Source organism: Amycolatopsis regifaucium (assembly GCF_001613935.1).
GTDB lineage: Bacteria > Actinomycetota > Actinomycetes > Mycobacteriales > Pseudonocardiaceae > Amycolatopsis > Amycolatopsis regifaucium.
On sequence record NZ_LQCI01000014.1, the window covers coordinates 272453 to 295819 of the forward strand.

A 23367-nucleotide genomic window follows, 5' to 3' on the forward strand; every position below is an offset into this window, starting at 1 on the left:
GTTATCGGCAGCCGGAACCCTGCTGTGGGGCGAAGTGGGGGTGAAAGTGGGGAATCCGGTGGAGCGTGGTGGGGGACATTGTGGAGGGTGACGTCGGTTCATCCGACGACATGTCGACAAAGGACACCAGTCTCGGCTCCGGTGGCCTCGTTCGCGTGAAGTACATGAAGGCCCCCTTCCTTGCGCCTAGCGCAAGGAAGGGGGCCTTCATGTACTTCGAGGAGTCCTTCACGGGCAGGCCACTACCGATACCTGGTCAGCGGCGTCCGCGCTTCCGGCGGCGTCCGTTCATCCCGGGCGTGGCGCGACGGCCGACGCCGCGCCAATCCTTGGGTTTCTCCGTCGGTTCGGGCAGCAACCGGCCGAGGCGATCACCCACCCAGAATCCCGCCATCCAGCCGGGGATCACGCTCACGAAGACGAGAAGGATCCACCAACCGTCGGCGACCGGCCACAACGGCCGATCCACGGGGACGACGGAAGATCCCCCGCGCGAACTGTTCTTCTTCCGGTACTTGTACTCCTCGACCGGCACGCTGCCCGCAAGCGCGGAAACCGAGGTGACCGCCGTCGTCGAGACCTGTTCTCCGCCTTGGGGAACGTTGTCCCATCGGACTTCCACCTGGCACGAATACGTCAGCCACAAGTGGACCGCGTTCCTCTGGCAGCGCTCGACCTGAGCGGTACCAGCCCGGGTGAGCGTGCCCCACGGCTCGAAGCCGACCACCCACTGCAGAGAGAACACGAGCCATAACGTCAGGATCACGCCGATGGCGCCCATCACACCTTGCGGCCACCAGCGGGTCCGACCGGTACTCGCCGAGCGATCAGCCATCGTCGTCGAGCGAGCCGCTGATCCGGCCGGTCTTGGGAGGTACGACCCTGCCGCGCTCGGAGGAACCACCGTCGTACTGGTTGTAGTCCGCAGCGGCCGCCTTTCCGGCTTCCTTGGCGACCTTGAGACCGGTGTTGTCAGCGACCTTGCCCCAGGTGGTGTTCTCCATCCGGTCTTTCGCACCACGGAGGTACTTGAGGTTGTCGCCCTTGAGACTGTCCAGCGTCTTGTCGCTGGCCTTGATCGCCTTGTTCGCCTCGCGCCCCAGCTCCGAAGACTTCCGTCCCAGCGCCCGCGCCGCCTCACGGGCTCGCTCGCTCGAAGCTTCGAACCGCTTCACGAACTTCTGGATGGCGCCGAGCAGCTTGCCGAGCTTCTTCTGGATCTTCGCCATGACCTTGACCGCGTCGGCGAAGATGCTCGCGGTGAACGCCGCGACTGAGCCGCCCAAGGTGAACCAGGAAGAGGCGAGGGCCAGGAGCGCCCTCGTGATGACGTCGCTGATGAAGGTCGCGATGATGTCGAAGATCAACGCTCGCGCCGTCGCCACCACCATTCCCCCGGTGGTGATCCACTGCGCCGAATCCTTCGCTTCGGTGGCGACGTCACGCAGGGATTGGGTGTACTGCAACGCGACGCGGCGGTAAGCGATAGCCGCGTCGCCATCCCACCCGGATGTCGCGGACAGGGCGCTTTCGTAATCACCTGCCACGGCTTCGAGCTCCGTCGCGATATTGTTCCAGGTTTGTGCCGCTTGCTGGACCAGATCAGGATCGCCGGTGAGGATTTCCAGCGGTTCGCGGATGAAGTCGAGGTTCTCCATCAACCAGCCGACACCGGCCTTCACCAGCTCACCGAGCGGGTTCAGGACCATCGACAAAACGTCCAGTCCGAAGGAGACGCCGTCCATCGCGACCGCGAACGCGTCGAGATCTTCGCCCTTCCATCCTTTGTAGAGGTCACCGACGACACTGGAGCCGCTGTCGAAAACGCCTCCACCCTTGAACGGCTCGGATTTGTCTTCCTTCTTGGCGATCAGGTCTTCGCTCACAGCTTCTTCCCCAGGTCCCGGCCGAGCTGCGCCGCGTCGTCGTCGATCTTGGTGTAGTCCGTAGCCGCCTTCTTCAGCGCTTCGGACAACGCGTCACCGAGGTTCGCCGCGCTGGTCATCAGCTCGTCCGCGTCGCCTTGGGCCAGCTGCAGGACGCCACCGACGGGCACCGCGCACAGCAGGCCGTACCCCTGGAAACCGCCCATCCCGGCCTGGGTCGCCGCCGAGGCCGCGTCCCGGATCCGGTCGGCTAGATCGGAGACCTGGTCCGCGTGCGCCTTGAGGCGTTCCGGCGAGACACCGTATCCCGGCCCGCTCACGAGCGGCCGGTCCAGTCGACGTGCTGGAAGTCTTCGCCGTCGTCCTCATCGGACGCGGGGCGGGGCGGCCGGGGTTTCGCGGGCGGCCCAGAGGGTGGCTCGGCTGGGACGCCGAACCGTGCGGAGTCGTCCGGTTCCTCGGTGGGCCGCGGTTCCTCCCTCGGCGGCAGGGTGCTCTTGATGAAGTCGACCGCGTCGGAATCCTCGCCGGTCAGCCCGGCCATGATCTCCAGGGTCCGGTCCGCGGCCTTCGTCGTCGCCTTGCGGTAGGTGCTCATGATCAGCGACGCGAGCTGGGCGGGCGGCCGTTCCTGCGCCTGCGGGGACAGGGCGAGTGACGTCAGGCCGCCGCCGGGGTTGACCGTCACGGTGACCAGCCGGTCCGGGCTGCTCATGGTGACGACGTTGTTCTCCAGCTCGGCTTTCGCCTGCTCCGCCTTGGCCAGCAGAGCGGCGCTGCGTTGTTCCTGTTCGCGCATCCACTCCTGCGGATCGCGCACGTGGCCACCGAACGGCACTATCATTCCGAAACCCCCCTCGGGTCGTCGACTCGTCACAACTTAGCGGTCCGGATCCAGCAGTGAAGCCAGTCGCGTCGCGAGCCGTGGACCGTCCACAGGGGACACGTTCACCCAAGCCTGTCCGCCGCGTCCCCCGGTCCGCGCCGCGCAGTACGCGCCGACGTCGGTGTCGAACCAGGTCAGCCCGCCCGCCCGGCGTGTCCGGCCGTCGCGGTCACGGGTCCGCACGGTGAACTGGCCGGCACTGTAGACCGGCCGCGCCTGGATGGCGAGCACCTCGCGCAGCTGAGTGTCCGAGGCCGACGATCGCCGGCCGTCGGCGAAGAGCGGATCCTCCATCTCCCCGCCGAAGCGCGCCGCGGGCAGGCTGATCCCGTAGCCGGGGCCCGGCCGCAGCTCCGGCAGGACGTCGACGATCGCGGCGAACACCTCACCGTCGCCGATCCCGGAAAGCGCGATGGTCTGCTCGGGCTGGGTGGCCAGTACGCCGTGCCGCCCCCGCGCGGCCGCGACCGCGCGGAACGGGGCTTCGGCCGTCATGTCGGCCAGCGCCTCGCATTCGACATACACCTCGGCATGGGCAAGCAGGTCCAGTCGCGCTTCCAGCGCGGCGTCGAGCCGGCTCCCGTCATAAAGGCCTCGTTCGGCGAGATTTTCGTAGACCGCGCCGCGGATCTCGGCGCGTTCCGCTTCCGTGCCGCCGACGCTGCGGACGGCCAGCGGCCACGGCGGGGCGGCGTGACCGAGGTCGGACCAGAGGACGTCGAACGCCGACGCGGAAACCCGGATCAAGACCGCCCCAGCTCGGGCGGCTTCCCGAACGAGATTCGCGGGGTCAGCGAATGCAGTGAGGCGTCGCGGTTGTTCATCACGTCGACGGCCTTGCGCCTGGCCTCTTCGGCCTCCGCGCGGCGCGCCTCCATCTCGTCGGCGAGCGCCGCGAGTGCCAGCAGGTTTCCGCCGGCGGCGGCACCGCGGATCATCGCGCCCGGATCGAAGTCCACCGGCGGCGGCATGTCCGCGCGGGCTCGCGCCGCGACCTCGGCCTGCCCGGAGATCGCCTGTCCGAGCGCGGACGAGAGATCGGCGGACCAGGTCAGCCAGCCGGACGCCGTCGCCAGCACGCCGCGGAGCGCGTCGCCCGCTTCCCCGCGCCAGTTCTCCTCGCTGCTGCCGATCAACCCGGCCAGCTCGGACGTCGCGTCGTGCATACGCCGCGCGAGGGCGTCCCAGGCGGCGCCGATACCGCCCGCCGCCTCGGGATCGTTGCCTGCTTCGACCTCGGCGGCCAGCGCCTCGTGGCTGTAGGCCTCGTACCGCGTGGCCGCGACGGGGACCTCGCGTCCCGGCATCTCTCCATCAGGCACGGCTTGCTCTCCTAAGGCAGCTTGGGTTCGGCCAGTCCCGCCACCGTCACCGCGCGCTCGCAGGCGAGCGGGGTGTCGGTGAAGTCCGTGTTGCTCACGTCGATCTGGACGCTCGCCTTCTCCCCCATGCCGAGCAGGACCGCACAGGTCCCGTCGGCGGCCTTCTTGTCCGCGACCTTGAGCGCGTCCCGGTCGCCGATCTTGGTCTTGGTGGCGGTCTTGCGCGCGATCTCGAGGTCGGCCAGGCCGTTCCGCTCGTCCACGGTGATGGTGACGCCGAAGGTGGCGGGCACCGTCCAGTCGCAGGCGCGGGCGCCGTTGATCTCCTTCGGGACGCCGAGCACGTTCACCCCGGCGCTCGACCGCTCCGCGGGGCCGAGCAGCGCACAGGGATCCAGCTTGGCGGGCGGAACCGTGCCCGCGGTCGAACCGCCGACGGCCACCTGTCTGGTATTCGGGGCCTGCGCCTGGCCCGCGGCCCCTTGCCCACAGGCGGACACCGCGAGGACGATGAGGGCGCTGAAGCCGAGGAGGCGGGGACTCATGGGTTCAGCCGCCGACACAGTCCACGTCCGCCGCCGCTTGTTCATCCTGACGGGTGTAGCGGGCCAGTGCCTTCTCGATCCGGTTCTTGAGCGCCTCGAGTTCCTTGCCGAACGCCGTGAGCGCCTCGACCGCGGAGCCGTCGGCGCCGATTCCGTACTGCGCCATGAACCGGCCGACCTCGTCCGCGTATCCCCCGCCGAGGGGAACGGTGCGGCCGAGCACCTTGGCCTCGCGGACCATCTGGCCGACCACGTCCTGCAGGGCGGAGATCTTCACATGGGCGTCGGCCGCCAGCTCCGGGGCGACCGCGAACCCGCTCAGATCGAACCGGGTTTTGGCGGAACTCACCTCGCTCATATGCGGTTACGCCTCTCCGTAGTCGAGCGACCTCGCATCGGAGCATACGACAAAACCCCGTGTCAGCGGGAGCACCCAAAAACGCGCTCACCTCACACGATCGAGGTAAGGTCTCTGGTTGCACAGAGTCATCGACTGGGGTTGGCGGGGTTCCCCCCGCGAGTTCGCCCGAGTTTGACACACTTCGTGGGAGGCTGACCGCTGCTCGGGGGACTACTCGAGTGAGGAAGAGCTGCCTTCAGCAGACCCAGCGGACATCCAGCCACGTGGCATCAGGAGGTCGAGTGACGTCGAGAATCCAGTCTGCGACGCCCGGCGAACAGCAGGGCGAGCAGGCAACCGGGCACGAGCCGTACCCCACGGCCGCCGGCTCGGTGAGCGGCCGGCAGAACGGCCGCGAGGGCAGAGCGTCGCTGGACGAACTGCACGAGACGGCGCGGCGGATCGCCGCCAACGTCGAGCGGGTACTGGTCGGCAAACCCGAAGTCATCCGCATCGCGCTCGTGACCCTGCTCGCCGAAGGCCACCTCCTCGTCGAGGACGTCCCCGGGGTCGGCAAGACCTCGCTGGCGAAGGCGCTGGCCCGCTCGATCGACTGCACCGTGAGCCGGATCCAGTTCACCCCCGACCTGCTGCCCAGTGACGTCACCGGGGTGTCCATCTACAACCGGCAGAGCGGCGGGTTCGAGTTCCGGCCCGGTCCGGTGTTCGCGAACATCGTGGTCGGCGACGAGATCAACCGTGCCTCGCCGAAGACGCAGTCGGCGCTGCTCGAATGCATGGAAGAGCACCAGGTCACCGTCGACACCTCGACGTACCACCTCGAAGAGCCGTTCATGGTGATCGCCACCCAGAACCCGATCGAGATGGAGGGCACCTACGCGCTGCCCGAGGCTCAGCGGGACCGGTTCACCGCGCGGGTGTCCATCGGCTACCCCGACCAGCAGGCCGAACTGGCCATGGTCGACGAGCACGCCGGGCACAACCCGCTGGCCGATCTCGAGCCGGTCTCCGACCGCGACTCGGTGCAGCGGCTGATCGAGACGGTGCGGTCGGTGCACATGTCGCCGGAGGTCCGCCGGTACGCCGTCGAACTGGTGTCGGCGACCCGGCAGGTGCCGGAGATCCGCCTCGGCGCGTCGCCGAGGGCGACCCTGCAGCTGGTACGCGCCGCCCGCGCGCAGGCCGCGCTTTCGGGCCGGGAGTTCGTCGTCCCGGACGACCTGCACACGGTCGCGGTCCCGGTGCTGGCGCACCGCCTGGTGCTCACCACCGAGGCGCACGCCGCCCGCCGTTCGGCCACCGACGTGGTCCGCGCGATCCTGCACCGGGTTCCCGTCCCGCAGGGCTCGAACCACCGCTGAGTAGAAGGAAAACGGGGCCATGCTGCGTGCTCTGTCCGGCCTGACCACACGCGGCCGCTGTCTCCTCGCCGCCGGCGTCGCCGCGGCGGTGTGCTCGTTCGTGCTCAACGAACGGGACCTGCTGCGGGTCGCGGTGTTCGTCGTCGCTCTGCCGCTCCTGGTCGCCTTCTTCATCTCGGCGACCCGGCTGCGGCTGGGCGCGGCGCGCGCGCTGCGCCCGGAACGGGTCTCGGTCGGCTCGCCCGGTGAGGTCCAGCTCGAGCTCTGGCGTGACGGCAGGCTTCCGGCGGGGGAAGTGCTCCTCGAAGACGGGGTGCCCTACGCGCTGGGTTCGCGACCGCGGTTCGTCGTCGAACGGCTTCCCCACGACCGGCGCGTCGCACTGCGATACCCGCTTCAGCCGGTGCTGCGGGGCATCCAGCAGGTCGGCCCGCTGCGGGCGACGATCACCGACCCGTTCGGGCTGTGCGAGTTCGAACGTGAGCTGATCGGGCATTCGCGGCTGGTCGTCGTGCCGAAGGTGGTCGGCCTGTGGGGTCTCCCCAGCGGGGCGGGTATCGGCGCCGGTGACGACGGCAGCATCCGCCTGCACGCCGGGCAGGGCGAGGCCGACGTGATCGTGCGGCAGTACCGCCAGGGCGACGACCTGCGGAAGGTCCACTGGCGCTCGACCGCCCGCCGCGACGAGATCATGGTCCGCGTCGAGGAACGGCCGTGGCGCGGCGGCACCACGGTGCTGCTGGACCACCGCGCGGCCGCGCACCACGGCACCGGACCCGCCGCGAGCCTCGAATGGGCCGTCTCGTTCGCCGCTTCCGTGGGGTTGCACCTGCGCCGCTCCGGGCACCGCGTCCGGCTGATCACCGAACACGGCCAGACCCTGGCCGACACCCCTGGTGAGGGTGGCGAGCACTACGACAACGTCGTGCTCGACGTCCTCGCCGCGCTCCAGCCCGCGCACCAGCGCGACATCACCCTCGGCCACGACCCGGCCGAAGGACAGGAACTCATCGCCGTGCTCGGCACCGTCGGCAACGAATCCGTGCACGAGCTGTCCCGGTACCGCCCGCGCGGGATCCGGAGCCTCGCCGTGCTGCTCGACACCCCCGGCTGGTCCTCGGGCGTCAACCGGCCCGAAACCCGGGCCGCCGCCACCGAAGAATCGGCGGCACTGCTGCGCGCCGCGGGCTGGGGCGTCGTCGTCGCCGGGCCCGGGTCGCCCATGCAGCAGGTCTGGGCCGAGCTGTGCCAGACGGCCGCCCGCCGCGGCACCCTGATCGGAGGTGGCCTGTGACCACGACCGCGCCGCCCCGCCAGCACACTCCGAAACCCCGTCCGGAGGCACCGCCGGTCTGGACGAGCAGTGTGCTCGCACCGGTCGCCGCCGGCCTCGCCACCTTGTTCGCCTCCACCTCGCTCACCGGTGTCGTCACCGGCTGGGCGTGGTTCGGCTATCTGCTGGTCGCGGTGGTGCTGATCGCCTCCACCGGACTCGCTCTGCGCTCGCTGCGCGCGCCGACCATCGTCGTCGGGCTGGCGCAGCTGCTGGTGCTGTTGTTCCTGATCACCGGGGCGTTCACCACCAGCGGCATCCTGAAGATCATCCCCGGCCCGGACGCGCTCGAAGAACTGCGTGGCGTCCTCGCCGCGTCGGCCGAACAGATCCGCGTCGGCCTGCCGCCGGTCGAGGGCACGCCGCCCATCCTCTGCCTGGTCACCATCGCGATCGGCCTGGTCGCGGTGCTCGTCGACACCCTCGCGGTGGCCGCCGCCGCGCCCGCCGCGACCGGCCTGGTCCTGCTGTGCGTCTACGCCGTTCCCGCCGCGCTGGCCGAGGACATGCTGCCGTGGTGGACGTTCCTGCTCGGCGCGGCCGCGTTCGCCGCCCTGCTCGCCGTCGACGGCAACCATCGGCATCGCCGCTGGCGCAACCGGGACGCCCCCGGCCTGGGGAACTCGGCGAGCACCCTGTCCGCCCCCGTCGGTGTGGTGGCCGCCGCGATCGCGATGGGCCTGGTCATCGGTACGGCGGTCACCGGCATCGGCACGGTCGGCAGCCTCCCCGGCGGAACCGGTTCGGGCCGCGGCGGAGCGGGCGGCTTCGGCGTCGAGCCGTTCACGCAGCTGCGCGGCCTGCTCGACCAGGGCGAGAACGTGGAGCTGTTCAAGGTCTACGGGATGGGCGCGGACAAACGGCTGCTGCGCGCGTTCACCCTCGACACCTATACCCCGAACAAGGGCTGGGGGCTGGCGCAGAACGGCCGCGCCCAGCAGGGGGTGCAGGCCAACCAGGGGCTCCCGCCCGCGCCGGGCGACGACGGCGTCGGACCCGCGCGTGAGATCCGGATCGAGCCCACGAACTGGGTCGACAACTGGCTGCCGATCTACGGTGCGCCGCGGACGCTCACCGGACTCGCCGACAACTGGCTGTACGACCCGGTCGGCGGCGCCGTGTTCACCACGACGAAGCAGAACGCGCCCGCCTACACCGAGACGGCGTCGATCAAGGAACCCTCGAAGGAGGAACTCCGGCTCGACGACGCTCGGCTCGCCGAAGTACCGCCGCAGTTCGTCCAAATCGACCGCGTCGACCCCCGGGTGGCCGCGAAGGCCAAGCAGCTGACGGACAACGAGTCCAACAACTTCGACAAGACCCAGGCGATCTGGTCGTTCTTCACCGCGCAGAACGGCTTCGTGTACGACACCAAGACCGCCGACGCCAAGGATCCCGACGCGCTCGCCGACTTCATTCTCAACGGCAAACGCGGCTTCTGTGAGCAGTTCGCGTCCGCGATGGCCGTGATGCTGCGGTCGATCGGCATCCCGTCGCGGGTCGCCATCGGTTTCACCTCCGGCACCCCGAAGGGCGATCACCTCTCGATCAGCTCCGAGGACGCGCACGCGTGGGTCGAAGTCTTCTTCCAGCAGAAGGGCTGGGTCAGTTTCGACCCGACCCCGCTGGTCGACGGCCGCGCGGTCGTCCCGCCGTATCTGCAGACCGACACCAGCAGCTCCACGACCAACGACACCCAGGAAGTGCCGACAGCGCCGGCGTCGAGCGCCCCCGCCACCGGCACCCCGCGTGACCCGGGCGCGGACCAGGGCGCGGGCGACACCGGTGGTCAGCAGGAGGAGGAGCCGCTGTGGCCCGCCATCCTCGCCGGGATCCTCGGTGGCTTGGCGGCCGCGCTCACCGTGGTCGCGATCGTGCGCTCCCGCTTGCGATACCGGGCGCTCATGCGCTCGAAACCGTCCCGATCCCCTGATTCGCCCGCATCGGCGCGTGCAGACGACGGGTTCCTGGACAACCCGAACGTCGCGAACTGGCTGCCTTTGATCGCGATCGGGCTGTGGGTGGCGGCGTTCGCGTTCCTGGCGGCGTGGGTGTCGTGGTGGTTCGCGCTGATCTTGGTGGTCGTGCTCGGCGGCTTGGGCACGCCGACGGCGATCCGGGAGATCAAGCGACGGCTGCGGCTGCAGAAGATCGCGTCCCACTCCCCCGACGCCGCCGACGCGGCGTGGCGCGAACTGATGGACGAATGCGCGGACCGGGGGCTGCCGCTCTCGGACGGCGACACGGTGCGCGTGGCGGGCCGGAAAGTCGCCGAGAAGCACCGTCTGGACGAGGAGGGCCGCTCCGGCCTGCGGACGGTCATCGGCGTCGTGGAGACGTCCTGGTACTCCGACCAGCCGGCGAGCGACGACGAACTGGGCCCGGCCTTCGCCGAGGTTCGCAAGAGCCTTAAGCGGAACGCGCCCATGTCGTGGAAGGGCCGCCTGTTCCCGCGGTCGCTGAGGCGAGGCAAGTAAGCTCTGGGGTGAAGTACATGATGGCCCCCTTCCTTGCGCCAGGCGCAAGGAAGGGGGCCATCATGTACTTAGGGAAGGTGTGAAGGTCGACTAGAACCGTCACCACCACTCACGAGCCTCAGCGTCCTCCGCGCACGACAACGCGAACATGCCGACGGGGCAGCGCCCCGTCGGCATGTTCGCGTGTGTGAGAGCTATTGCTCCTCGAAGCGCTGGCGGAAGCGCTCTTCCATGCGCTGGGTGAACGAGCTTCGGCGCGGGGACGACTTTCCGCCGCCACCTCCGCCGGCGCCCGGGCCACCGCTGTCCTTACCGCCTTCCGTTTCGGCTCCGTGCCGAATCGATGTGACGGCCATCATGACTCCGAAGAACATCACGAGGAACCCGAGCACGCTGATCACTGGGATCTCGGCTACCCGGATGTTGACCACCACGCCGAGCACCAACAGTGCGACGCCCACTACGAACAGGGCAACGCCCTGGATACGCCGTCGGCGGGCGGGGCGGCGCAACCGGGTGCCTCGCACCGTGGATGCGAACTTGGGGTCCTCGGCATAGAGCTCGCGCTCGATCTGATCGAGCAGCCGCTGCTCATGCTCGGAGAGTGGCATCTTTCCTCCTCCGGCACAGCTGTCGCGGGCGCCGGGCCGCGCAACGTCATGGACCCAACAGACAACCCCAGGCGGGGTGTCTCTGTCCAGGATACGAGCCCCGCGCTCGTCCGACTACCCGATCCCGTATCCAGAAGGGATCGAATTGGCCGAAACCACCCGACTCGGCTCTCTCGAAGACGGTCGAGCGGCCGATGTCACTGGTCACGGGGGGTCAGCAGGGACGCGGGCCGCACCGCGGCGGCGCCGAACTTCGACCTCGCGACGTCGGCGGCCACTTCCGCGTCCCGCCAACGGGGTTCCGGTGCTGCGAAAACCAGCTGCTCTCCATCACTCTCCGTGTGCAACCCCTCGACTCTTACGCCGATCAGGCGGACTGCGCCCGTCGGCGCGTGCTCGGTGAGGAGTTCGACGGCGGTGCGGTGGATGTCGCGGGCCACATCCACTCCGACGGCGGTTGTCCTGGCCCGGGTGATCGTCTTGAAATCCGCGAACCGGACCTTGATCGACACCGTCCGCCCGCGCAGCCCCCGGCGGCGCAAGGTGGCGGCGACGCGTTCCGACAGCCGGAGCAGTTCCAGGCCGAGTGCCGAGCGGTCGTGGAGATCGACGTCGAAGGTCACTTCGGCACCGATCGACTTGTCGGGTGTCTCCGGCACGACCTCACGGTCGTCGTGCCCGTTCGCCAGCGCGTACAGATGGTCTCCCAGCGCCCGCCCGAGCGAGCGCCGCAGCCGGGGCAGCGGCGCCGCGGCGACATCGGCGATCGTGTCGAGACCCTGCTGCCGCAACTGCTCCTCGGTGCGCTTCCCGACACCCCACAGTGCCGACACGGGCAGCGGACGCAGGAACGCGAGCGTCTCGGCCGCCGGGACGACGACCATGCCGTCCGGTTTCGCCATCCCGGACGCGAGCTTCGCGACGAACTTGACCTTCGCGACACCGACCGAGCAGCTGATCCCGAAGTCGGCGGCCACCCGCTCCCGGATCCAGGCACCGAGCCGCGCGGGTGAGGAGTCCAGCCGTCTGAGCGCCCCGCTGACGTCGAGGAAGGCCTCGTCCAGGCTCAGCGGCTCCACCAGCGGCGTCAGCTCGCGGAAGACCCCCATGACACCCTTCGACACTTCGCCGTAGAGCCCGGGTGTCGGGGTGATGCAGATCAGCTGTGGACAGAGCCGCTTCGCGGTCGAGAACGGCATGGCCGACCGGACGCCGAACTCACGCGCCGCGTAACTCGCGGCCGCCACGACCGACCTCGGACCGCCACCCGAGACCACCACCGGCTTGTCGGCCAGTTCGGGCCGCGTACGCAGCTCACAGGACACGAAGAAGGCGTCCATGTCGACGTGCAGCAGGCCGCAACCGGTGTCGTCGGGCCAACTGGTGGCCCCGGTCGTCACCCGGTAGCGGGCCATCCCGCCGGGCAGCTCAGCGTTTCTCCCCACGGTGTGTCTATTTGTCGCGCGCTACCGGAAACGCCCCGGCAGGGCGCACGTTGTCGATATCCGCTGCGGTGACCATGCAAGCGCCCTGCCAAAACGTTTCCGGGGGCCTTCGGCCCGAAAGAGGCGCGCGACGGTGAAGTCGCCGTCGGGCGCGGGGCGCCCTCCGGCGACCTTGCGGGCACGTTAGCCGGAGGCACCGACAGTTCCGCGTCCAGCGTGCTAGGAAAGGCTCTTTCCTGGCGAAATTTGCCAGGAAAGGACCTTTCATGGCGTGTCCGGACGCGGCTCAGGCCGGGCGGCGGGCGAGGAGGTGCAGCCGGCTGGAGATGTCCCGCAGCGGAGACACCGACGCGGCCGCCAGCTCGAACTCCGCCAGGTCCTCTTCCCGCACTCCGCCCGGCACGAAGTCCGCCACGACACCGTCGCCCTGCAGGGAGGTCACCTCGAGTCCCACCGCGACGAGCTGCGCCCGCAGCGCCTCGGCGTCGAAGCGTCGCAGCACGGTCTCCCGGCCGCCACCCAGCACGCCGCTTCCGGACGCGAGCAGCTCCCGTGCCTCGCCGAGCCGTCCGGCCAGCGCGCGCTGCAGGATCGCGGCGTGACGGTTCGCCACCAGCACCGAGACCGCGCCGCCGGGTTTGACCGCGGCGGCCAGCGCGGCGAGCACAAGCTCGGGGTCGTCGACGACCTCGAGCAGGCCGTGCGCGAGCACCAGGTCGGCCGATCCGGCCGCGACGTGGTCGCCGAGCGCGTCGGAGTCGTCGGCGATCACCGTGATGCTGCCGGAGACGCCCTCCTCCTCGGCGCGGCGGCGCAGGGTCGCCAGCGCGTTGGGGTTCGGCTCGACGACGGTCACCAGGCAGCCCGCCGAAGCCAGCGGCACCGCCCAGCCGCCGCTGCCGCCGCCGACGTCGACGACGTTCGGCTGGTGCGCGCCTCGCGCCCGGGCGGCCTTGAGTTCTGCTTCGAGAACCCGGCGGACCGCGCCCGATCCCCGCGTGGCCACGGTGTCCGTCTTCATAAGCGCACAGGGTAATGCCCGCCTTCCGGCAGGCCTTACCTGTGTAGTCCGATGCGGTGTTCGACACCTTGCCGGGGAGCCACCCCGCCGAAGGCCCGTAGGCTGTATCGAGTGCACACGGTCGCTGTACTCAGCCTGAAGGGTGGCGTCGGTAAAACGACGGTCGCCCTCGGTGTCGCGTCCGCCGCCCTGCGCCGGGGCGCGCGGACCCTCGTGGCCGACCTCGACCCGCAGGGCAACGCCACCACCTCGCTGGATCCGCCCCTCACCGACCGCACGCTGGCCGACGTCCTCGAGACACCGACGCGTCCGGTGCTCGAACGCGCGATCGCGCCCAGCGTGTGGAGCGACCGGATCGACGTCCTCGTCGGCGCCGAAGAGCTGGAGATGCTCAACGAGCCCGACGCCGACAGCCGCCGTCTGGAGAACCTGTCCCGCGCGCTCGACGAGCTGCACACCAACCCGTTGCGCGAGGAACCCTACGAGCTGGTGATCCTCGACTGCCCGCCGTCGCTCGGCAGGCTGACCCGCTCGGCGCTGGTGGCCGCGGACAGCGCCCTGATCGTCACCGAGCCGACGATGTACGCCGTCTCCGGCGCCCGCCGCGCGCTCGAAGCGATCGAGAAGATCCGCGAGGAGCAGAACCCGGGGCTGCGGCCGATCGGCGTCGTGGTCAACAAGCTCCGCGTGCGCTCCTACGAACACCAGTTCCGGGTGGCCGAACTCCGGGAGAACTTCGGGCCGCTCGTGATGCCGACGGCGATCCCGGACCGGCTCGCGGTGCAGCAGGCCCAGGGCGCGTGCAGCCCGATCCACGAGTGGCACTCCCCCGGCGCCCAGGAGATCGCGCTCACCTTCAACATGGTGCTGGCGAAGGTCCTCCGCTCGAACCGCGCCGGACGTCATCGCGTCCGCGGCGACGAGCCGGAGCCCGCAGAAGAGCCCGCCAAGCTGAGCGACACCGGTACGGGTTAGCGCCGATGCCCGAAGGCGACACCGTCTTCCTCGCCGGCAAGGTCCTCGACAAGGCACTGGCCGGGAAGACCCTGCGGAAAGGCGAGTTCCGGGTCCCTCGACTGGCCACGGCGGATCTCGCCGGGCGGGAGGTACTCGGCGTCGGCACGGTCGGCAAGCACCTGCTGACGCGTTTCTCCGGCGACCTCACCCTGCACAGCCACCTGCGCATGGACGGCAAATGGGCGGTCTATCCGGCGGGCGCTCGCTGGCGCCATCCGGCCCATCACGCGCGCGCCATCCTGGTGACCGAAGACGTCCAGGCGATCGGGTTCCGCGTGCACGACCTCGAACTCGTGCCCACCGGCGAAGAAGACCGCCTGGTCGGCCATCTCGGGCCGGATCTGCTCGATCCGCAATGGACGGACGAACTCGCGGAACGGGCGGCCGCCGCGCTGGCCGCGGACCCGGACCGCGAACTGGGTGACGCCCTGCTGGATCAGCGGATCATGGCCGGGATCGGGAACATGTACAAGGTCGAGATGTGCTTCCTGCTCGGCGTCACACCGTGGACCCCGGTTTCCGACGTGGATCCCGCGAAAGCCGTCGCGCTCGGCCGCAAACTGCTGAAGGCGAACGCCTGGCACACCTCGCAGACCACCACCGGTGACCAGCGGCGCGGCCGTGAGCACTGGGTCTACGAGCGGACCAAGCAGGGCTGTTTCCGCTGTGGCGGACGGCTCCGGGTCGCCGCACAGGGCACCGGCCACCAGGCGAGACCGACCTGGTTCTGTCCGAAATGCCAGTCAGGGCCGGTTCCCGGCGGCTAAGCTGGCCTCGTGACGCTGTTCAAGCTCCCGCTCTACGGGGCCGACACCGAACGCGGCGACCTCGCTCCCTGAGCCGACCGCTCCACGCACACGTCACCCTTCGCCCACTTTTTCGGGGAGCTTTCGTCATGTCCGGATTCCTGACGGGCGAGGCGCTGCGCGCGTTCGTGCACGCCTTGCCCAAGGTCGAACTCCACGTCCACCTCGTCGGTTCGGCGAGCCTGCCCACGGTGCTGGAACTGGCCCGGCGCCGCCCGTCCGCCGGGGTGCCGACAGCGCCCGAAGCGCTCGCCGAGTTCTTCACCTTCCGTGATTTCCCGCATTTCCTCCGCAACTACCTGGCGGTGACGTCGCTGGTGCGCGACACCCGCGACATCCACACCCTCGTCACCGGGCTGGCCGCCGATCTGGCCGCGCAGAACGCGCGCTACGCCGAAGTGACCGTGACGCCGTACAACCACCTTCTCGACGGCATGACCGGGGACGATCTCCTCACCGGCCTCGCCACCGGGCGAGCCGCGGCGAAGGCGGAACACGGGGTGGAACTGGCCTGGTGCTTCGACATCCCCGGCGAGAAAGGCGTCGTCGCCGGGCGCGAGACGGTCGTGTTCGCGCTCCGCGAACGGCCCGAAGGACTGGTGTCGTTCGGGCTCGGCGGACCGGAGGTCGGCGTCGGCCGCGCGCAGTTCGCACCCTTCTTCACGCGGGCCCGGGAGGCAGGCCTGCACAGCGTCCCGCACGCGGGCGAGACCACCGGACCCGCCACCGTCTGGTCGGCGGTGCACGATCTCGGCGCCGAGCGGATCGGCCACGGTGTCGGCGCGTACACCGCTCCGGCCCTCATGGAATACCTTGCGGCACAAGGCATTCCGCTGGAAGTCTGCCCCACGTCGAATGTCCGGACGGGACAGTTCCCGTCGATTGCGGCGCATCCGATCCGCCGCCTGCTCGACCACGGCGTGGTGGTCACGCTCAACACCGACGACCCGCCGATGTTCGGCGCCACGCTCGACGGCGAGTACCTGGCCGTCGCCGAAACCCTCGGCCTCACCGCGTCCGAAATCGCCAGGTTGGCGGAGAACGCCGTGCACGCGTCGTTCCTGGAACCGGCGTCGAAGGCGGCACTGGTGACCGAGATCAAAGAAATCTTGTTGCAGGACACCGAACACCTCGCCTAGCGTGGCAGTACACGAGAGAGGAGGTGGTCCAAAGTTGTATTCCAACAGGACTCGTGAGGTGACTGTCCGCTAGCGGACCGCACGCGTAGGACTTTTGAGCAGATACAACGCAAGTTGGAGCCACCTTCGGCTCGTCGTCTGCTTCGCGTGGTGCCTGATAGCGAATACCAGGCAGTCACCGGGCCCCCGAGATTCCCGAGCACCGGTCCGGCTCGGGCCCGGCCGCCGATTCCGGCGTCCGGGAGCCATCTCGGGGGTACCCTCATGTCCGGGATGGCCCTTTTGCGCACCCGGAGGGACCACCCGTCGATCTGGAGGACCGTCCGCCGCTGTTCCGCCCCAGGAACCCCGCGGACTTCGCTAGCCTGACGCCATGTTGAGGCCCGATTTCCCGATCACCACCCCGCGCCTTACCCTCCGTGCCTTCACTCCGGACGATCTCGACGGACTCAGTTCCTTCCAGTCCCGCGCCGACGTCGCCCGCTATCTGTACTGGGGCCCGCGCAGCCGGGCAGAATCCGCCGCGGCGCTCGCGAAACGCGTCCACAGCAGCACCCTGGCGAAGGAAGGCCAGTTCCTGGCCGTGGCCGTGGAGCTGACCGAGACCGGGCAGCTGATCGGCGATCTGAACCTCGAATACCTCAGCAGCGAGCACCGGCGGGGTGAGATCGGTTTCGTGTTCCATCCCGATCACCACGGCAAGGGGCTCGCCGCGGAGGCCGCCGTCGAACTGCTCCGGCTCGGCTTCGAAGACCTCGGGCTGCACCGGATCATCGGCCGCTGTGACGGCCGCAACACCGCTTCCGCCGCGCTGATGGAACGCCTCGGCATGCGGAAGGAGGCGCATCTGCGGGAGAACGAGATCGTCAAGGGCGAGTGGTGTGACGAACTCGTCTTCGCGATGCTCGAAGACGAGTGGAAGGCGAGCCGCTAGCGGCCACCAGGCATGATGGGGCCGTGCTCTTCGACAAGATCGTCCGCCCCGCGCTCTACCGGGTCTCCGGCGGTGACCCCGAAACCGTGCACGAACGCACCATCGGCAGCCTCGCCAGGCTGAGCCGGGTCTCCCCCGCGCTCGCCGCGCTCGGCCGCGTCTACCGGACGGACGATCCGGTCACCTTCCTCGGGCTCCGCTTCCCGAACCGCGTCGGCCTCGCCGCCGGGATGGACAAGAACGGCCGCGCGCTGCACGCCTGGCCGTCGCTCGGCTTCGGTTTCGTCGAGGTCGGCACGGTCACCCGGCATCCGCAGCCGGGCAACGACAAACCGCGGCTGTTCACCCTCGCCGAAACCGACGCGGTGATCAACCGGATGGGCTTCAACAACGAAGGCGCGGAAGCGCTCGCCGCCCGCCTCGCCGCGGGCGGGAAGCCGCTGGTGCCGCTCGGCGTCAGCATCGGCAAGTCCAAGGTGACCCCGCTCGACGAGGCCGTCGAGGACTACCGGTTCTCGCTGCGGGCGCTGTACCCGTACGCCGACTACTTCGCGATCAACGTCAGTTCGCCCAATACGCCGGGGCTGCGGGCGCTGCAGGACAAGACGGCGCTGGCCGAACTGCTCGCCGAACTCCGGAAGACCTCGGCCACGCTCGCGGGCGACGCCGCGCCGACACCGGTGCTGGTGAAGGTCGCCCCCGACCTCACCGACGAAGCACTCGCGGAACTGCTGGAGGTCTGCCTCGAACACGGTGTCGCCGGGCTGATCGCGACCAACACGACCCTGTCCCGCGATGGCATCGCGCCGACCGAGGCCGCCATCGGCGAGCAGGCGGGCGGGCTTTCCGGCCGCCCGCTCACCGCACGCGCGGTCGAGGTGGTGCGGTTCGTGCACGACGAAACCGGCGGCGAGCTGCCGATCATCGGCGTCGGCGGCATCTTCGACGCCGGCGCCGCCGCCCGGATGCTCGACGCCGGCGCCGGTCTCGTCCAGCTCTACAGCGGTTTCGCCCTGCACGGCCCCGGCCTGGTCAAGCGGGTCGCCCGAGGTCTCGCGGCCCGGCCGTGCTGACGAACCGCAGGTAGGCCCGCCAGCACTGGTACCGCGTGAGCTCCGTCGCCGTCGCCGCGGCCGTCTGGTCACAAAGGACGGCCAGCGGCGTGTCCCCGTTCTCCAGCCGGATCCGGCCGAGGACGAACGGCGCGGGCAGCGCGGCGGCGAACGCGCCGAGTGCGGCGGGCGAGAGCCGCCAGCGCTCCCCCGACAGCATCGTGTGCTCGCCCGCGGCGCTCACCGGTACGACACCAGGCTGCGGCGGTTCGGTCGGCAGCAACAGCATCCGATAGCCCTCGGCGGTCTTGACCGGCCCGGAGAACCGGGCCCCCGCCGCGACCAGCTGCTCGTTCAGCGGCTGCCCGCGCAGCTGCGCGCCGAACACCACGAGATCCGCACCCGGTGCGGGATAAGGGAAATCGGCCTGTTCGTCGGTGAGGACGGCGGCGAGGTCGATGGCGACCTGGTCGTCGAACGGCCGCACCACCACCGACACCCCGTACGGGCCGAGATCCGACGGCGACGACGGCACCGTGACCGCGGCGAGGTCGAGCAGGTTGACGAACGCCGTGAACCGCTCCAGCCGCTGGGCGACCCCGTCCGGATCGGCCAGTGCCTCGGCGATCTCAGGATGGTCCGCGACCGTCGGCAGGACCAGGGCGTCGTACTCCGACAGCATCCGGAGCGCGAGCATCCCGGCCTCGGCGACCCGCTGCCTGTCGGCGGTGAAGCCCTCGTCGCGGATCAGTTCCCCCACCGACAGCAATGCCGACACCTCCACCGTCTCCACGACGGCGCCGGACGCGCGCAGCGCCGAAACCGCGCCGAGGAAGGCGGACCGGGATCGCAGCGACAGGCCGGTGAGCGTTCCGGAGCCCGGGATCGCGACCCGGGGCCGGTCTCCCGCGCCGAGCCGGACGTCGGACGGCCAGTCTCGCGCCAGTGGGTCGATCCCGTCCGCGCCGGTCATCAGACTCAGCGCGCGCTGCCCCAGTGTCAGGCTGCGCGCGAACAAGGCCACGCCCGCACAGGGCGCGACGACGCCGGTCTTGGGCACCAGGCCCAGTGTCGGCTTCATCCCGACGATCCCGTTCAGCGAGGCGGGGATCCGGCCCGCCCCCGCGGTGTCCGTGCCGACCGCCAGATCGACCAGACCGAGTGCCACCGCCACGGCCGCGCCACTGCTCGCGCTCCCGGAGACCCGGGCGGTGTTCAGCGCGGCGCTCACCGCGCCGTACGGGCTGTGCGTATTTTCGAGATCGCTGCCGAAGCGGTCGCAGTTGGTCTTGCCGAGGACCACCGCTCCGGCGGCGGTCAGCCGGGAGACCGAGGTGGCGCCGACACAGCAGACGTCCTCCCCCGCGGTGGGAAGACCGGCGACGTCGATGACGTCGGCGACCGCCAGCAGGGTTCCGGCGAGCGGGAGATCCGCGCCGGCGCGGAGGCGTTCATCCACCGCCTTCGCCTCCACGAGGGCGTCCTCCAGGGGGCGGAGGGTGATCCAGACGTCGGGCCGGTCGACCTCGGTGATCCGGTCGTAGGCCGCTTTGACGCGCTGATAGGAGCTGGGAGGCGGGGTCGGGATCGGCTCTGGTTCCGGGGGTAGCGTCGTCACTGGGCGTCCTTTCCTCGATGGGGACGAGAAAGACCACTGCGCGAGATCCACTGTGTCCGGTCCGCCACCCTGGGACGCCCGCTCACGCGGGCTGGGTTCAGGCCCGAGCTGGGAAAAGCACTGCGTGCATGAGAGAAACGTTAAGCATCACGCGTTTCCGCCACCAGCGGATTTGGGTTACGCGAGCGTTTCGGTATCACACAGTGAGCGAGTCGTTACGCAATGGAGTATTAGCGACGACGAATGAGACGATTGTCCAGGAAAGCGCCTGCTCACGGAACCCCGCGGCGCTTCCGGCACGGTCGCGAGTGGCTGGCGTGCAGTACATGATGGCCCCCTTCCTTGCGCTGGGCTCAAGGAAGGGGGCCATCATGTACTGGGAAAGGCGAATCGCCACTCACGACCACCTGGACCGAACGGGCCTCCGTACGTCAGGAAAGTTCGCGCAGCGCCATCGCCAGTCCGGCGAGCTTGTCGGTCGCGTCGGAGAGCGACTCCTTGGACGATGTCATGCCGTCCGAGCTCGCGGCGACGGTGTGCCCGGCGGCGGCGACGAGACCGCCGTAGCCGTCGAGGCCGTCGTCGAGCTGCTCGCGCAGCTGCTTGATGGCGGCGTCGAGGGCGCCCCGTTCCCGCTCGGGCGCGGCGTCCCGGCCGCGTTCGATGGCCTGGATCCGGCTCGCCAGCCCACGGAGGGCTTGCGCGGCCTCCGCGGCGGTGGCCCGGGCGTCCGCCACGGCGATTTCCGAGACCGGCATGGTGCCGAGCGACGTCGGCTGCGAAAGCTGGCGAAGCAGCTCCGCCAGCGAAGCCTCGCTCTCGACGAGGCGCTCCATCGGTTCCCGCGCGACGGAACGCGCCGGGGGCAGCGGCGGCGGAGCGGCGGGTGCGGCGGGCAGCACGGTGCGGTTGAGCGCGCGCAGGCGCAGTCCCGACCGGACGCCGAAAGTGCCGAAGACGATGGTGAACGCGCTACCCGCGATGGCCTGGAGAACGTCGGCCTGTCCGTTCTTCAGCAGACCGGTGCCCGCGACGACGACGAACAGTCCACAAAGGATGGTGAGGAGCAGCCAGAAGGTCATCGCGCGCGAGGTCCGGCGCTTGCGTCGCTCCAGTTTGGCGGCCGGTTCGTTCCAGCGGGCCCATTTGGCCTTCGCGTCGGCGACGACCGGGATCTGGCCCGCCGCCAGTGACGTCAACTGCTGCGAAATCTTGGGCATGGCGGGCATCGGCGGCATCGGCGGCCTGCTCCGCGGTGGCTGAGCCGGCTGCGGGGGCCGGGCGGCCGCCGGCGTGGACGGCCGGGAGCCCTGCTCGGCGGGCGGGATGTAGCGCTGCAGTTTCTCCTGCGCGCGCTGGGCGTAGTCGGGCAGCTTCTCGATGTGCTTCTCAAGCTTGGCGGTGAACTCCCCGAAGTCCTTGCGCCTGCCCTGCCCCATTTGCCCTCGCCCCTGTCTTCGGTGAGTCCGGTTCCGCGTCCCCGCGGGGACGCGGAACCGGCTCTAGGTGGTGTGTCAGGCGGGGTTCTTGCCCTGTTCGGCCTGAACCCGTGCCTGGATCTCACGCTGGATGTCCGCACCGCTCGACGCCTTCGGCGCGGCGGCCGCGGTCTTGCCGTCGGTCACCTGCGCGACGGAGTCACCCTTCATGGAAGCGCGGATCTGCTCCAACCGCGAGTGCCCCGCGAGCTGCGTCGTCGAGGCCTGGACTTCCATCATCCGGCCCTGCACGGAGTTCTGGGCGAGTTCGGCAGAGCCGAGCGCGGTGGTGTACCGCTTCTCGATCTTGTCGCGAACGTCTTCCAGCGACGGGGTGTTGCCCGGCGCGGCCAGCTGGCTCATCTGGTTCAGCGAAGCGGAGACCTGCTCCTGCATCTTCGCCTGCTCCAGCTGCGAAAGCAGCTTGGTGCGCTCGGCCAGCTTCTGCTGCAACATGGTCGCGTTGCGCTCGACGGCCTTCTTCGCCTGCTCCGCAGCCTGAAGCGACTGGTCGTGCAGGGTCTTCAGGTCCTCGATGTTCTGCTCGGCGGTGACGAGCTGCGCGGCGAAACTCTCCGCCGCGTTCTCGAACTCGGTCGCCTTCTGCTCGTCGCCCTTGGCGCGCGCCTCGTCGGCGAGCACCAGCGCCTGGCGGGTCGAAGCCTGGAGCTTCTCCACGTCGCCGAGCTGGCGGTTCAGCTTCATCTCCAGTTGACGCTGGTTACCGATCACCGAGGCGGCCTGCTGGGTCAGCGCCTGGTGATTGCGCTGCGCCTCCTCGATGGCCTGCTGGATCTGTACCTTCGGGTCGGCGTGCTCGTCGATCTTCGACGAGAACGCCGCCATCATGTACTTCCAGAACTTCACGAACGGGTTGGCCATCTCCTCCGCCTGCCTTCTCGCATCCCACGGGCTGTTACCTCGAGGTGGGGCGTCCCCTCTTGTGATGTTGCAACGTCCCGACCCCGGCGTTGAGTTCCATCGTGTCAGGTCGTCGTCCCGCGTTCCAGGTGACCCCGACGGAATTCAGGGATACCCCTGACTGTGATGTCCACGACCTTTCGGGTTCACCCGGCGGTGACCGTGGGTGAAAACGGGCGGGTTCAGTGCCGCAAAGCCGTCGCCTGTTCCATGCGTGACAACTTCTCGGGGTTGCGCACGACGTAGAGCCCGGTGATGAGACTGTCGTCGAAACGCATCGTCACGACGGTGTCCACCTCGCCGTCGCGGCGCAGGATCAGCGCGGGATGGCCGTTGACCTGCGCCGGGCGCAGTGTCGCCGCCTCGGCCTTGACCAGAGCGCTCGCGGCCAGCAGCGAGGCGACCCGTTCGGCACCCACGACAGGGGTCAGCACGGCCTGCGCCACCCCGCCGCCGTCGCCGAGGAAGACGACATCGGGAGCGAGGACGTCGAGCAGTCCTTGCAGGTCGCCCGTCCGGACCGCACGCTGGAAGGCCTCGAACGCCTCCCGGGTCTCGGCCGGGGAAGGGGCGGCGCGCGGCCGTCGCGCGGCGACATGGGCCCGGGCCCGGTGGGCGATCTGGTGCACCGCGGCCGGGGTCTTGCCGACGGCTTCGGCGATTTCGGCGTAGGCCACGTCGAACACCTCACGCAGTACGAAGACCGCGCGTTCGGTCGGCGTCAGGGTTTCCAGCACCAGCAGCATCGCCATCGAGACGCTGTCGGCCAGTTCGACGTCTTCGGCGACATCGGGCGTGGTGAGCAGTGGTTCGGGCAGCCAGGGGCCGACGTAGGACTCTTTTCGGCGGCCGAGTGTGCGCAGCCTGCCGAGTGCCTGCCGGGTCGTGACGCGCACCAGGTAGGCCCGCGGGTTCTCCACGGTGCCGACGTCGACGCCCGCCCAGCGCAGCCAGGTCTCCTGAAGGACGTCCTCCGCGTCGGCGGCCGAACCGAGCATCTCGTAGGCGATGGTGAACAGCAGATTGCGGTGGGCCACGAACGCCTCGGTGGCGAGATCCGGTCCGCGCTCGTCGGTCATGACTGGCTCCTGCTCCCTCTTGCCGGTGTCCTCACCAGACACCGGCCCTCGCTGGTTTCTGACCGCGCCTGACCG

At 69.7% G+C, this 23367-nt stretch carries 23 protein-coding genes; 8 read left to right on the forward strand and 15 right to left on the reverse strand.

The genetic code is table 11. The features are described 5' to 3' along the window. Positions 1-256: 256 nt before the first annotated feature. From AVL48_RS18160 to AVL48_RS18195, 8 genes are read right to left on the reverse strand one after another with little or no spacing between them, the layout of a single operon-like run. Entirely contained in the window at positions 257-781 is a 525-nt protein-coding gene (locus AVL48_RS18160; RefSeq protein ID WP_244162300.1) for a hypothetical protein, read from the reverse strand. Positions 782-827: 46 nt separating this feature from the next. Beyond that, complete coding sequence (locus AVL48_RS18165; RefSeq protein ID WP_061983966.1) at positions 828-1886, reverse strand: WXG100 family type VII secretion target; 1059 nt, start codon at positions 1884-1886, stop codon at positions 828-830. Next, positions 1883-2206 (reverse strand): type VII secretion target, encoded by a 324-nt coding sequence (locus AVL48_RS18170; RefSeq protein ID WP_061983964.1) that lies wholly within the window; start codon positions 2204-2206, stop codon positions 1883-1885. Before AVL48_RS18170 ends, AVL48_RS18165 begins: the two co-directional genes overlap by 4 nt. Continuing rightward, positions 2203-2706 carry a YbaB/EbfC family nucleoid-associated protein gene (locus AVL48_RS18175; protein WP_244162301.1) on the reverse strand — a complete coding sequence of 168 codons (504 nt, stop codon included), beginning with the start codon at positions 2704-2706 and terminating at the stop codon, positions 2203-2205. The genes AVL48_RS18170 and AVL48_RS18175 overlap by 4 nt, the downstream gene beginning before the upstream one ends. 60 nt (positions 2707-2766) lie before the next feature. Further along, a complete protein-coding gene (locus AVL48_RS18180) occupies positions 2767-3519 on the reverse strand; it encodes an ESX secretion-associated protein EspG (RefSeq protein ID WP_061983960.1) in 753 nt (250 codons plus the stop codon). Next, positions 3516-4094: a PPE domain-containing protein gene (locus tag AVL48_RS18185; protein WP_082857675.1), complete on the reverse strand. Its 579-nt coding sequence runs from the start codon at positions 4092-4094 to the stop codon at positions 3516-3518. Before AVL48_RS18185 ends, AVL48_RS18180 begins: the two co-directional genes overlap by 4 nt. A gap of 11 nt (positions 4095-4105) precedes the next feature. Continuing rightward, positions 4106-4639, reverse strand: a complete 534-nt coding sequence (locus tag AVL48_RS18190; RefSeq protein WP_074038076.1) for a DUF3558 family protein — start codon at positions 4637-4639, stop codon at positions 4106-4108. Positions 4640-4643: 4 nt separating this feature from the next. Beyond that, positions 4644-4997, reverse strand: a complete 354-nt coding sequence (locus AVL48_RS18195) for a hypothetical protein (RefSeq protein ID WP_061983956.1) — start codon at positions 4995-4997, stop codon at positions 4644-4646. 284 nt (positions 4998-5281) lie between these two features. Between AVL48_RS18195 and AVL48_RS18200 the strand changes: the two genes are divergently transcribed. The 3 genes from AVL48_RS18200 to AVL48_RS18210 are packed head-to-tail and all read left to right on the forward strand — an operon-like array spanning position 5282 to position 10171. Beyond that, positions 5282-6361 (forward strand): AAA family ATPase, encoded by a 1080-nt coding sequence (locus AVL48_RS18200; protein ID WP_061983954.1) that lies wholly within the window; start codon positions 5282-5284, stop codon positions 6359-6361. A 19-nt stretch (positions 6362-6380) separates the two neighbouring features. Continuing rightward, the gene (locus tag AVL48_RS18205) at positions 6381-7655 is read left to right on the forward strand and encodes a DUF58 domain-containing protein (RefSeq protein ID WP_061983952.1); all 1275 of its coding nucleotides are present in this window, start codon (positions 6381-6383) and stop codon (positions 7653-7655) included. Continuing rightward, the gene (locus AVL48_RS18210) at positions 7652-10171 is read left to right on the forward strand and encodes a transglutaminase TgpA family protein (RefSeq protein WP_061983950.1); all 2520 of its coding nucleotides are present in this window, start codon (positions 7652-7654) and stop codon (positions 10169-10171) included. Before AVL48_RS18205 ends, AVL48_RS18210 begins: the two co-directional genes overlap by 4 nt. A gap of 194 nt (positions 10172-10365) precedes the next feature. Here AVL48_RS18210 and AVL48_RS18215 read toward each other — a convergent pair whose 3' ends face one another. The 3 genes from AVL48_RS18215 to AVL48_RS18225 form a co-directional block, all read right to left on the reverse strand. Next, the gene (locus tag AVL48_RS18215; RefSeq protein ID WP_061983947.1) at positions 10366-10782 is read right to left on the reverse strand and encodes a DUF3040 domain-containing protein; all 417 of its coding nucleotides are present in this window, start codon (positions 10780-10782) and stop codon (positions 10366-10368) included. A 197-nt stretch (positions 10783-10979) separates the two neighbouring features. After that, positions 10980-12197: a DNA polymerase IV gene (gene dinB / locus AVL48_RS18220; RefSeq protein WP_061983946.1), complete on the reverse strand. Its 1218-nt coding sequence runs from the start codon at positions 12195-12197 to the stop codon at positions 10980-10982. A 316-nt stretch (positions 12198-12513) separates the two neighbouring features. Next, on the reverse strand, positions 12514-13248 hold the full coding sequence (locus tag AVL48_RS18225) for a methyltransferase domain-containing protein (RefSeq protein WP_061983944.1): 735 nt from the start codon (positions 13246-13248) through the stop codon (positions 12514-12516). A 111-nt stretch (positions 13249-13359) separates the two neighbouring features. Here AVL48_RS18225 and AVL48_RS18230 point away from each other — a divergent pair, with 111 nt between their 5' ends. The 5 genes from AVL48_RS18230 (at position 13360) to AVL48_RS18250 (ending at position 18217) form a co-directional block, all read left to right on the forward strand. Then, a complete protein-coding gene (locus AVL48_RS18230) occupies positions 13360-14223 on the forward strand; it encodes a ParA family protein (RefSeq protein ID WP_061983942.1) in 864 nt (287 codons plus the stop codon). A 5-nt stretch (positions 14224-14228) separates the two neighbouring features. Then, complete coding sequence (locus AVL48_RS18235; RefSeq protein WP_061983940.1) at positions 14229-15032, forward strand: DNA-formamidopyrimidine glycosylase family protein; 804 nt, start codon at positions 14229-14231, stop codon at positions 15030-15032. A gap of 128 nt (positions 15033-15160) precedes the next feature. Then, the gene (add, locus tag AVL48_RS18240; RefSeq protein ID WP_061983938.1) at positions 15161-16210 is read left to right on the forward strand and encodes an adenosine deaminase; all 1050 of its coding nucleotides are present in this window, start codon (positions 15161-15163) and stop codon (positions 16208-16210) included. A gap of 373 nt (positions 16211-16583) precedes the next feature. Then, positions 16584-17144: a GNAT family N-acetyltransferase gene (locus tag AVL48_RS18245; protein WP_061983935.1), complete on the forward strand. Its 561-nt coding sequence runs from the start codon at positions 16584-16586 to the stop codon at positions 17142-17144. Positions 17145-17167: 23 nt separating this feature from the next. Continuing rightward, positions 17168-18217 carry a quinone-dependent dihydroorotate dehydrogenase gene (locus AVL48_RS18250; protein ID WP_061983933.1) on the forward strand — a complete coding sequence of 350 codons (1050 nt, stop codon included), beginning with the start codon at positions 17168-17170 and terminating at the stop codon, positions 18215-18217. Here AVL48_RS18250 and AVL48_RS18255 read toward each other — a convergent pair. The 4 genes from AVL48_RS18255 to AVL48_RS18270 form a co-directional block, all read right to left on the reverse strand. Next, a complete protein-coding gene (locus tag AVL48_RS18255) occupies positions 18177-19814 on the reverse strand; it encodes an amidase family protein (protein WP_061983931.1) in 1638 nt (545 codons plus the stop codon). The two genes, AVL48_RS18250 and AVL48_RS18255, sit on opposite strands and share 41 nt — an antisense overlap. Positions 19815-20245: 431 nt before the next feature. Beyond that, positions 20246-21253: a phage shock envelope stress response protein PspM gene (gene pspM, locus AVL48_RS18260; protein WP_061983927.1), complete on the reverse strand. Its 1008-nt coding sequence runs from the start codon at positions 21251-21253 to the stop codon at positions 20246-20248. Positions 21254-21328: 75 nt separating this feature from the next. Then, positions 21329-22174, reverse strand: a complete 846-nt coding sequence (locus AVL48_RS18265) for a PspA/IM30 family protein (protein ID WP_061983925.1) — start codon at positions 22172-22174, stop codon at positions 21329-21331. A gap of 221 nt (positions 22175-22395) precedes the next feature. After that, a complete protein-coding gene (locus tag AVL48_RS18270) occupies positions 22396-23292 on the reverse strand; it encodes an RNA polymerase sigma-70 factor (RefSeq protein ID WP_061983923.1) in 897 nt (298 codons plus the stop codon). Positions 23293-23367 lie beyond the last annotated feature (75 nt).